We start from the raw sequence: 9,437 nt of genomic DNA, 5'->3' as shown, positions 1-9,437 counted from the left end.
GCGCGCTTGAGGGCGCGCCCCCGCCCCTTTTCAGGGAGGTGCATTACGGTCACCTGGTCGGGGTGCTGGCGGGCCAGGTCGTGGGCGATGGCCAGGGTGCGGTCGGTGGAGCCGTTATCGGCGACGAGGATGCGCCAGGGGTAGGGGAAGCCCTGGGCCAGGAACTCCCGCAGGGTGCGCACACAGCGGGGGAGGTCCCGCTCTTCGTTGTAGACGGGGATGACGATCTCTACACTGGGGGGCATGGGGGCTCCTGTCCCTATTATTGTAGGGGGGCGTCAGCGCTCCCGGATGGGGATAATGGCCCGGCGATGGGTGCCCTCGCCGATTCTCTTTCCGTCGGGGCCGTAGGCCTCCACGCGGAAGGTGAGCTTGTTGCCCTCCAGGGCCTGGAGGGTGGCCAGCACCCGCACCTCTTGGCCCACTGGCAAAGGGGCCAGGTGGCGGATGTCCACATGGTAGCCGACCGTGGTGAAGCCCGGGGGCAGGTGGCTCTGGCAGGCGCGCACCGCCGTGCGCTCCATCAACATCACCAGGGCTGGGGTGGAGAGCACCTCGCCCCCCGGGCGTCGGGAGGGGTTGACCGAGAGGGCTTTGCTGACGCGCCGACGCATCTCCGCCGAGGCATTGGGGGGGATGTAGCGGGTAAAGTCCACCACGACTGCGCCTCCCTATGCGGGGGGCTTACCGCACCCCCTTGTCTTTTATCCGTGGCGTGGGAGGGTGCCTCCATCCTACTTGAGGGTCTTGTTCCACAGGACGGTGCCGCGGGCGGTGTTGAGGGCGCGCAAAGTCTCGTCCATCCCCACCACATAGGCCATAGGGCCAGACATAGCCAGCACGCTCCGAATGGGGGTGTCCATATCGTAGAGCCACACCTCCCGTCCATCGGTGGTGCGCAGGATGTGCACCCGCCCGCGGTCGGTGGCCACCAGAACCCCTTGGGGGGTCAGGAGCAGGGGGGAGACCACCACGCCCCCCACCTGGGCACGCCACTGCTCCTGGCCGGTGCGGGCATCCAGGGCATAAACGCTCCCGCTTGTGGTGGCGGCGAAGAGGGTATCCCCCTGCACGGCGACGCTGGCCCAGAACCACCCGTCCCCCACAGCCTTCCACACCACCTCCCCGCTGGTGGCATCCAGGGCATACAGGGTGCGGTCCACCGAGCCGATGAACACCTTGCCGTCGGCGAGGACAGGGGGGTTGAGGATGGCTCCGCCGAGGGTGCGGCTCCACCGCAGGGTGCCATCGGACAAGGCGACGGCGAACACCTTTTTGCCCATACTGCCGAAGTAGACGGTGTCCTGGGCGACGGCGGGGGTGGACCAGATGCGCCCCTTGGCGTCAAACTCCCACAGGCGTCGGCCGTCTTGGGCGTCTAGGGCGTACAGGAAGCCGTCGGTGGACGCCACCAGGAGCACGGAGCCGGCCACCACAGGGCTGGCGATGAGGGGGCCTTTGGTGGGGAACGACCAGGCCATGCTCCCGTCGGCTAGGCGGATGGCATAGACTTTGCCACTCCACCCACCGAAGTAGACGAGGCCCTGGCCCAGGGCGGGGGCGTTATAAAGGGGGCCGGGCTGGTCGGCGGCGCGCCCGTTGCTGGCGGGGAAGCGCCACCGCTCCTTGCCGTCCACGGCGTCCAGAGCCAGGAGAATGCCCTTCCCCTCGCTGACCAGGAGGACCTCCCCTGTGGGGTCGACGGCCACCCCCGACCATCCCCGGGGCATGAAGGCCGCCCCCGGGGCACACGCCGCCAGGAGGACACCCAAGAGCAGGAGCAGGGGAAGCAGGCGCGTCATGGCGTTTGACCCTCGTCGGCAGGATAAGGGGGCGGGCGAAAGCGCCACGCCCCCACGGGGGGCACCGGGTCGTACCCATATCCCCCCCAGGGGGCGCACCGCACCAGACGCCACAGGGTCAGGAGGAAGCCTTTGGTTAGGCCGTGCCGTTCGATAGCCTCCAGGGCGTAATGGGAGCAGGAGGGATCATAGCGGCACCGCCCCCCAAGGTATGGGGAGCCTATCCGCTGGTACCAGCGCACGGCCCACAGAACGAAGCCTTTCATGCTAGCCCTCGCCCAGAATACCCGCCTGGCGCAACAGGCGCCCCACATCGTCTCGGAGGGTGTGATAGGTCTGGTGCACGGCGTCGCCTTTGGCTACCACCAGGATATCCCAACCTGGGGTAAGGGGGGAAAGGCGCAGAATTTCCCGCAAACGGCGGCGCAGGCGGTTGCGTTCCACAGCCTTGCCCAGCCGTTTGGCGATGGCAAAACCGACCCTCACGGTCTGCTCTCCGTTGGGAGCGGTGCGGATAAACAGGAACCGCCCATGGTAAGTTCGCCCTGTCTTTTGGAGGCGGTCAAAATCCCGCTTGTGGGTAAGGCGTTGGGGGCGCAGGGGGCGGGCTATACCGCCAGACGCCAGCGGCCGGCCTGGCGGCGGCGCTTCAGCACCTTTTGCCCGCCCCGGGTGGCCATCCGGGCGCGGAAGCCGTGTACCCGCTGGCGGCGGCGGCGCTTGGGCTGGTAGGTGCGTTTGGGCATTGCTCACACCGTCACAAGTAATCCTGCTGGCACTTTCCCCCTCAGCATAGGGCAATGTGGGGGTGCTGTCAACCTTGGAGGTGTGGGGGTGTGCGGCAGGGGGAGGGGGCGTCTTCTGACGGCGGGGCATGCTACCCTGAAAGGGGATGTCCCCCTTGGGGAGGCCCTGTGGGACGCCTGGACGCTCTGACGGGGCGGCGCTTTGACCTGGTGGTCATCGGCGGGGGCATTGTGGGCACTGCCATCGCCCGGGACGCCGCCCTGCGCAACTTGTCGGTGGCCCTGGTGGAGCAGGAGGACTTGGCCTGGGGCACCACCGCCCGCTCATCCCGCCTCATCCACGGAGGGTTGCGCTACCTGGCCCACCTGGACTTCCGCCTGGTGCGCCAGGACTTGCACGAGCGGGAGGTGCTCCTGCGCACCGCTCCCCATTTGGTGCGACCTCTGCCGTTTCTGGTGCCCGTCTATCGGGGAGGGCGGGTGGGGCGGGCATGGCTGGGCTTGGGCCTGACTCTCTACGACATGTTGGCCTTTGACCGCTCCCTGCCGGGGAAGCGCTGGCTGTCGCGAGAGGCCCTTTTGCGGGAGGAGCCATCCTTGCGCCCCGAAGGCCTGGAGGGGGGCTACCTCTTTTATGACGCCCAGGCTCCGTTTATGGAGCGCCTGTGCGTGGAGAACGCCCTGGCCTGCGCCAGCAGGGGTGGGGTGGTGCTCACCCGCTGTCGGGCGCGGGGCCTGCTGGCCCGCAGGGGGCGCGTATACGGCCTGGAGGTGGAGGACAGGTTGACAGGGGAACAGGGGCAGGTGGAGGGGCGGGTGGTGATCAACGCCACCGGCCCCTGGGCCGAGGCGTGGGTGGGGAATGTTTTCCCCATGCGGCGGCGCTCGCTATTGCGCCTGTCCAAGGGGGTGCACCTGCTTCTGCCTCACCTGACGCGCTACGGTTTGGTGCTGTTCTCTCCGCGGGATGGACGCCTCTTCTTCGTTCTGCCTTGGGAGGGGTTTTCCCTGGTGGGCACCACCGATACCCCGTTTAGCGGCGACCCGTCTCAGGCCGTGGCCGATGCGGGGGATGTGGAGTACCTTCGGGAGGGCGCCTCCCTGGTGGTGCCTGCCGTCCGCGATGCGCCCCTGTACGCCACCTATGCGGGGGTGAGGGCGCTGGCTTACAGCCCCGCCCGCCGCGAGAGCGATGTGGGGCGCCAGCATCGCATTCTGGACCACGGGCGGGAGGGCCTGGGGGGTCTGCTCACCATCCTGGGGGGCAAGGCCACCGCCGCCCGTGCCATCGCCCGAGAGGTGGTGGACAGGGCCTGCGCCCTGCTGGATTGGAACACGGAGTCGTCCACCTATCGCACCTTGTTCCCCGGTGCCCCGCGGGGGGAGTGGCAGGCGTGGCTGGCTGTGCAAGAGGCCTTCCTGCGCCAGCAGACGCACCTGTCCCCTGCCACGGCGCGCCACTTGGCTCGCCTGTATGGGGAGCGCTCGGCCGAGGTGGCTTTGCTGGTCGCCCGCAACCCCCGTCTGGGGGAGCCCCTCTGCCCCCACCACCCCCACATTCTGGCCCAGGTGCACCACGCCGTTCAGAGCGAGTGGGCGCTCACCCCAGGGGACTTCCTGTTACGGCGCACCCTTATGGGCCTATCCCCGTGCTATGGGCTGGACGCTTTGGACGCGGTGGTGCGGGAGATGGGGGAGCTCTTGGGGTGGGACACCGCCCAGGCCCAGCGCCAGCGGGAGGGCTACTTGCGGGAGGTGGCGCTCCTGGGCGCAGGGGAGGGCACAAGATAAATCCCCCTCCGGGTGCGACAGGGGGCATGACCCGTTGCACGCCTCCCCCCGAAGGGGTATACTCCATAGCCGTAGGAAGGGGATGGCATGGGCGCCACGCAGACATTGGCGGAAATCCTTTCCATCGGCACGGAGCTGCTGATGGGGGAGATTGTGGACACCAACGCCGCTTGGCTGGCGGCCCGTCTGCCCGCCCTGGGCATCACCTTGCGCTGGGTAACCCAGGTGGGGGACGATATGGGCGATCTGACCTATGCCCTGCGCCAAGCCCTGGGGCGTTCCCACGTCGTCCTGACCACGGGCGGCCTTGGCCCCACCGAGGACGACCTGACCCGCGAAGCCATTGCCCAGGTGCTTGGGGAGCCTCTGGTGGTGGACGAAAGCCTGTTGGCCCACCTGCAGGCGTATTTTCAACGGCGGGGTGTGCCCATGGCCCAGAGCAACATCAAGCAGGCTATGCGCATCCCCTCGGCCACACCTCTCCCCAATCCCCGGGGCACCGCCCCTGGCTGGTGGGTGGAGCGGGACGGGCGTGTTATCGTGTGCATGCCGGGCGTGCCCCACGAAATGGAGCACATGTGGACCCATGAGGTTGCCCCCCGCCTTCACCAGAAGGCGCGGGGCACCGTGATTCTCACCCGCACCATCAAGACCTTCGGCATGCCTGAAGGCTCGGTGGGAGAGCAGGTGAAGGAGTTTTTCGGGAAGGAGAACCCCTACCTGGGCATCTACGCCAAGCCCGACGGCATCCACCTACGCCTCATCGCGCGCGCCCCCACCCAGGCGGAGGCGTGGGCGCTCATTGCGCCCGTGGAGGAGGCCATCCGCCAACGCCTGGAGCCAATTATCTGGGGTGTGGATAACGATACGCCAGAGCGCCAAGTGGGTGCCCTGCTGAAGGAGAAGGGGTGGACGCTGGCGGTGATGGAGTCCTGCACGGGCGGATTGCTGGCCAGCACCATCACCGATGTGGCGGGCAGTTCGGCGTACTTCCGCGGGGGGGCGGTAACCTACACGGCCGAGGCGAAGGTGGCCCATGGGGTGGACAGGGGCCTCATTGAGGCGCATGGGGTGGTGAGCCCCCAGGTGGCGGAGGGGATGGCCCGCGCCGCGCGCGAAACCTTCAAGGCCGATTTTGGGATCGGCATCACGGGGGTGGCCGGCCCTGACCCGCTGGAGGGCAAGCCCCCGGGGACGGTGTTCATCGGCATCGCCTGGGAGGGAGGGAGCCGCTCCCTCCAGGGGCGGCATCCCCCCGACCGTGCTCTCGTCAAGCGGCGGGCGGTGATGCACGCCCTCTTGGAACTGCGGCGCACCCTGGCCCAGCGCATCCGAGGCTAGCCGCACGGCTAGCCGCACACACCGTTTCTGCCCGTCTGGCTTCCCTTATTCTGTTGCGTCAGGAGGTCATCGTGAAGGTCGCCATCATCAATGTGACGGGCTATGCAGGGGTGGAACTGGCGCGCATCCTGGCACGCCATCCCCATGTGCGTCTGGTATCGGTCACAGGGCGCAGTGAGGCAGGCAAACCTTTGGGGGAGGTGTTCCCCCACCTGGCCAGCCTCAATCTGACCATTGAGAAGGAGGTGTCGGCCAGTGTGGACCTGGTGTTCTCGGCCCTGCCCCAGAAGGCCAGCGCCGAGGCCTGCCTGCCTTTCTTGAAGGCGGGAATCAAGGTGATAGACATCAGTGCCGACTTTCGCCTGAAGGCGGGGGAGTATGAGGAGTGGTATGGGATACGCCACCCCTGCCCGGAGTACCTGGAGGAGGCGGTGTACGGCCTGACGGAGTTGCATCGGGAGGAGGTGGCTTCGGCGCGGCTGGTGGCCAACCCGGGGTGCTACCCCACAGGGGCGGTGCTGGCTCTAGCACCAGCCGTCCGGCACGGCCTCATCACGGGGGACATCATTGTGGATGCCAAGTCGGGGGTGTCGGGGGCGGGGCGGTCGCTGTCCCTGTTCACCCACTTCTCCGAGGTGAATGAGAATGTGATGGCCTACTCGGTGGAGGGGCATCGCCATCTGCCCGAGATTACCCACGAACTGGAGCGGGTGGCCCCCGAGGGGTATACGCCGCGTGTTACCTTCGTGACCCATTTGATTCCCATGACGCGGGGCATCCTGTGCACTTGCTATGCCCCCCTGCGCCCGGGGGCCTTACCCAGCGGGCAGAAGGGCATCCAGGAACTGCGCGCCCTGTATCGGGAGTTCTATCGGGGTGAGCCGTTTGTGAAGGTGGTGGACGCCTCCCCCATGACAAAGCACACCCTGGGCAACAACGACTGCATGATTTTCCCCACCCTGGACCTGCGGATGGAGCGTCTGATGGTCATTAGCGTTCTGGACAACCTGGTGAAAGGGGCGGCAGGGCAAGGGGTGCAGAATATGAACCTGATGTTCGGCCTGCCCGAGACGGAGGGGCTGGAGCAGTTGGCTTTATATCCCTAGCGTGGGATAATAAAAGTGCAGGCCCCCATCGTCTAGAGGCCCAGGACACCGGCCTTTCAAGCCGGAAATCAGGGGTTCGAATCCCCTTGGGGGCAGTACTTAGCGGGGGAGGTCTACGAGGCTAAAGGGGCCGGCCCCGTGCGTCCAGGTGAGGGCCAGGAGGGCCAGCAGCGCCCCCGCCAACCCCAAGTTCTTCGTGAAGTTGATGGTCTCGTTCATTTTGGCCATCTCGTCCTTTTCCTGCCAGAAGCGGTGCATCCAGAAGGTTACGGGGAACAGGAACACCAGCAGAAGGATAGCCCCGATTTGGGGCAGGAAACCCAGGAGAATGCTGGCCCCCCCGAGCAGGAGCAGTACGCCTGTGCCCGCCACTGCCAGGGTGGGGAAAGGCACGCCTTTGCTCTGGGCGTAGGCGGCCATGCCCGCTAGGCGCGTGAAGTGATTAAGGCCAGCGCCGAGGAAATACCCCCCCAACAGAATGCGCCCGATGAGGTAGAGGATGTCCATAACTGCCTCCTGCGGTGCGTGAGGATGGTATTGGGACAAGTGCTATAAAAAGTATTGCGCCCCACGGGGCTGGTGTCAAGGGGGGGTTGTACCTGTGGAGGCAGGGGTTGGGGGCGAAAGCTCTTCTGTATGCATGCGGTGCCCATGTGCTACCTTGGCAGGGGAGGCCCGCTACAGCGTGGACATCACCATTGTGATTCCCGCCTACAACGAGGAGCGGCGCATCGGCCCCACCTTGGAGGCCTACCTTTCGTCCTTCACGGAGCTGGGGCGGTCCTTTGAGGTGCTAGTGGTGCTGAATGGGTGTCGGGACAACACCCTGGGCGTGGTGGAGGAAGCGGCGCGTCGGTGGGGACGTGTGCGGTGGGTGGTGTTTCCCGAGCGGTTGGGGAAGGGGGGAGCGGTGCGGGAGGGTTTGGCCCGCGCCCAGGGGGAGCGGGTCGCCTTCGTGGACGCCGACAACATGGTGGGCCCACGGGAGGCCTACCGTCTTCTGGAGCGTTTAGCCCAGGTGGACATCGCCATCGCCAGCCGGTACATCCCCGGGGCGCGCCGTCTGCGCCCGCCTCCCTGGCGGAGGCGGGTAGCGGCGTGGGTTTTTCGGCAGATGGTGCGTGTGGTGGTGGGCCTGCCCTTTCGGGATACCCAGTGCGGGGCCAAGGCCTTTCGGGCAGAAGCGGTGCAGCGTCTGCTTCCCCATCTCCAGGAGCGGGGATGGGCTTTTGATGTGGAGATGCTGGCACTGGCCCTGGATATGGGCCTGACGATTGCGGAGGTGCCGGTGGAATGGGACTTCGCGGCCCGAGGCTCTAAGATGCCCACTCTGCGGGCAGCCCTGGGGATGCTGTGGACGGTCTTCCGGGTGCGTCAGCGCCGGCGCCAGTGGCGGCAGGCCCTGGCCCAGGCTCAGCAACGAGGGTAAAGGGATGCTGTTTCGCTATCTTCCCCTCCTGCGGGAGGACCCGATCTTGTTCGGGGTGCTGATGGGGGTAACGGTGGTGGCTCTAGTCGTCGCCCTGACGGTGCACGAGTTCAGCCACGCTTTGGTAGCCACCAGCCTGGGGGATCGCACGGCCCAGCGCCAGGGGCGTTTGTCCTTGAACCCCCTGGCCCATTTGGACCCCATTGGCACCCTGTTGCTGTTTCTGGTGGGGTTTGGATGGGGGAAGCCGGTGCCGGTGAACCCCTTGGCCTTTGGGCAGCGCGCCTTCCAGGGGATGGCGGTGGTGGCGGGGGCGGGGCCGCTCTCTAACATCCTGTGTGCGGCGGCGGCGGCCTTGCCCTTCAGGACGGGGTTTCTGGATTTCCCGCGTTGGGGGGTGCTCTATCCCACCACAGGGGAGGCGCTGGTGGCGTTGGTTTTGGGCTTCATCGTGATCTACAACATCTTTTTGGCTGCGTTCAACCTGCTCCCCTTCTTTCCGCTGGACGGCTCACGGGTGGTGTTGGGCCTGGTGCCTGAGCGGTGGGCGGAGGTGCTGGTGCGGTTGGAGCCGTGGGGGCCGGGCGTGCTCCTGGTGCTCCTGTTGGTGGACAGTCTGCTGGGGCTGGGGCTTTTCTCCCGCCTGTTGGGGCCTGTGGTGAACGGGTTGGCTGGGGTATTGGTGGGGGTGCGGGTCTTGTAGGGTGTGGGGCGTGCCTATGCTATTATACGCCCCAGAAGGGGTGAAGCGGATTATTGCTTTGGACGGGCCCGTGGCAGCGGGCAAGACGGCGGTGGGCAAGGCTCTGGCCCAGCGCCTCGGGTGGCGTTTCCTGGATACGGGGGCCATGTATCGGGCGGTGGCGTGGGCGGCGTGGCAGAGGGGCATCTCCCCGAGCGATGGGGATGCCCTGACGGCTTTGGCTAACACCCTGACCATTGAGTTGGTTAATGGCCCCGACCCACGCTGGCTGGTGGATGGGCAGGATGTTACCCCCTTTCTACGTTTGCCGCAGGTGGAGGCCATTGTGTCCCAGGTGTCGGCGGTGCCCGGGGTGCGGCGGGCTTTGGTGGCCCGCCAGCGGGCTTTGGCCCAGGAGGGGAACATCATTGTGGCGGGGCGGGACATCGGGACGGTGGTGCTCCCCGATGCGCCGTTGAAGGTGTTCCTGTTAGCCTCGGTGGAGACGCGCGCCATGCGGCGGTGGCGGGAACTGCAGGC

Annotated in this window: 13 protein-coding genes and 1 tRNA gene; 7 read left to right on the top strand and 7 right to left on the bottom strand. The window is 66.8% G+C overall.

Features of this window, described 5'->3' with window-relative positions; translation table 11 throughout:
• The 6 genes from NZ951_07255 to rpmH all read right to left on the bottom strand — a co-directional run.
• The coding region (locus NZ951_07255; protein ID MCS7207709.1) for a glycosyltransferase at positions 1-245 on the bottom strand (245 nt) is incomplete at its 3' end.
• A 33-nt stretch (positions 246-278) separates the two neighbouring features.
• The gene (locus NZ951_07250) at positions 279-659 is read right to left on the bottom strand and encodes a thioesterase family protein (protein MCS7207708.1); all 381 of its coding nucleotides are present in this window, start codon (positions 657-659) and stop codon (positions 279-281) included.
• A 75-nt stretch (positions 660-734) separates the two neighbouring features.
• Entirely contained in the window at positions 735-1,802 is a 1,068-nt protein-coding gene (locus NZ951_07245) for a PQQ-binding-like beta-propeller repeat protein (GenBank protein MCS7207707.1), read from the bottom strand.
• The gene (gene yidD, locus NZ951_07240) at positions 1,799-2,068 is read right to left on the bottom strand and encodes a membrane protein insertion efficiency factor YidD (protein ID MCS7207706.1); all 270 of its coding nucleotides are present in this window, start codon (positions 2,066-2,068) and stop codon (positions 1,799-1,801) included. The genes NZ951_07245 and yidD overlap by 4 nt, the downstream gene beginning before the upstream one ends.
• A gap of 1 nt (position 2,069) precedes the next feature.
• Complete coding sequence (rnpA, locus tag NZ951_07235) at positions 2,070-2,402, bottom strand: ribonuclease P protein component (protein MCS7207705.1); 333 nt, start codon at positions 2,400-2,402, stop codon at positions 2,070-2,072.
• 8 nt (positions 2,403-2,410) lie between these two features.
• Positions 2,411-2,548, bottom strand: coding sequence for a 50S ribosomal protein L34 (gene rpmH, locus NZ951_07230; protein ID MCS7207704.1), 138 nt, complete (start codon positions 2,546-2,548; stop codon positions 2,411-2,413).
• A gap of 168 nt (positions 2,549-2,716) precedes the next feature.
• Here rpmH and NZ951_07225 point away from each other — a divergent pair, with 168 nt between their 5' ends.
• The 4 genes from NZ951_07225 to NZ951_07210 all read left to right on the top strand — a co-directional run bounded on the left by NZ951_07225 (position 2,717) and on the right by NZ951_07210 (position 6,881).
• The gene (locus NZ951_07225) at positions 2,717-4,339 is read left to right on the top strand and encodes a glycerol-3-phosphate dehydrogenase/oxidase (GenBank protein MCS7207703.1); all 1,623 of its coding nucleotides are present in this window, start codon (positions 2,717-2,719) and stop codon (positions 4,337-4,339) included.
• Between the two features lie 87 nt (positions 4,340-4,426).
• Positions 4,427-5,680, top strand: a complete 1,254-nt coding sequence (locus NZ951_07220; GenBank protein MCS7207702.1) for a competence/damage-inducible protein A — start codon at positions 4,427-4,429, stop codon at positions 5,678-5,680.
• 68 nt (positions 5,681-5,748) lie between these two features.
• The gene (gene argC, locus NZ951_07215; GenBank protein MCS7207701.1) at positions 5,749-6,786 is read left to right on the top strand and encodes an N-acetyl-gamma-glutamyl-phosphate reductase; all 1,038 of its coding nucleotides are present in this window, start codon (positions 5,749-5,751) and stop codon (positions 6,784-6,786) included.
• A 21-nt stretch (positions 6,787-6,807) separates the two neighbouring features.
• A tRNA-Glu gene (locus tag NZ951_07210) sits at positions 6,808-6,881 on the top strand.
• Between the two features lie 4 nt (positions 6,882-6,885).
• On the opposite strand, the gene NZ951_07205 is transcribed toward NZ951_07210, so the two are convergent.
• Entirely contained in the window at positions 6,886-7,293 is a 408-nt protein-coding gene (locus tag NZ951_07205) for a DoxX family protein (protein MCS7207700.1), read from the bottom strand.
• A gap of 178 nt (positions 7,294-7,471) precedes the next feature.
• On the opposite strand from NZ951_07205, the gene NZ951_07200 reads away from it, so the two are divergent.
• From NZ951_07200 to cmk, 3 genes are all read left to right on the top strand, one after another.
• Positions 7,472-8,215 carry a glycosyltransferase gene (locus NZ951_07200; protein ID MCS7207699.1) on the top strand — a complete coding sequence of 248 codons (744 nt, stop codon included), beginning with the start codon at positions 7,472-7,474 and terminating at the stop codon, positions 8,213-8,215.
• A 4-nt stretch (positions 8,216-8,219) separates the two neighbouring features.
• Positions 8,220-8,918, top strand: a complete 699-nt coding sequence (locus NZ951_07195) for a site-2 protease family protein (protein ID MCS7207698.1) — start codon at positions 8,220-8,222, stop codon at positions 8,916-8,918.
• A gap of 16 nt (positions 8,919-8,934) precedes the next feature.
• A partial coding sequence (cmk, locus tag NZ951_07190) for a (d)CMP kinase (protein MCS7207697.1) occupies positions 8,935-9,437 on the top strand: 503 nt, incomplete at its 3' end.

This window comes from Dehalococcoidia bacterium, assembly GCA_025060295.1.
Taxonomy (GTDB): Bacteria; Chloroflexota; Dehalococcoidia; order Lucifugimonadales; family HRBIN23; genus HRBIN23.
The sequence above is the reverse complement of the archived record's forward strand: the minus strand, read 5'-3'. Positions and strand labels throughout refer to the sequence as shown.

Excerpts from the sequence above, each read along its gene's own strand:
- yidD (MCS7207706.1), bottom strand. The coding sequence starts at position 2,068 with ATGAAAGGCTTCGTTCTGTGGGCCGTGCGCTGGTACCAGCGGATAGGC.
- NZ951_07245 (MCS7207707.1), bottom strand. The coding sequence starts at position 1,802 with ATGACGCGCCTGCTTCCCCTGCTCCTGCTCTTGGGTGTCCTCCTGGCG.
- rpmH (MCS7207704.1), bottom strand. The coding sequence starts at position 2,548 with ATGCCCAAACGCACCTACCAGCCCAAGCGCCGCCGCCGCCAGCGGGTA.
- NZ951_07220 (MCS7207702.1), top strand. The coding sequence starts at position 4,427 with ATGGGCGCCACGCAGACATTGGCGGAAATCCTTTCCATCGGCACGGAG.
- NZ951_07195 (MCS7207698.1), top strand. The coding sequence starts at position 8,220 with ATGCTGTTTCGCTATCTTCCCCTCCTGCGGGAGGACCCGATCTTGTTC.
- NZ951_07205 (MCS7207700.1), bottom strand. The coding sequence starts at position 7,293 with ATGGACATCCTCTACCTCATCGGGCGCATTCTGTTGGGGGGGTATTTC.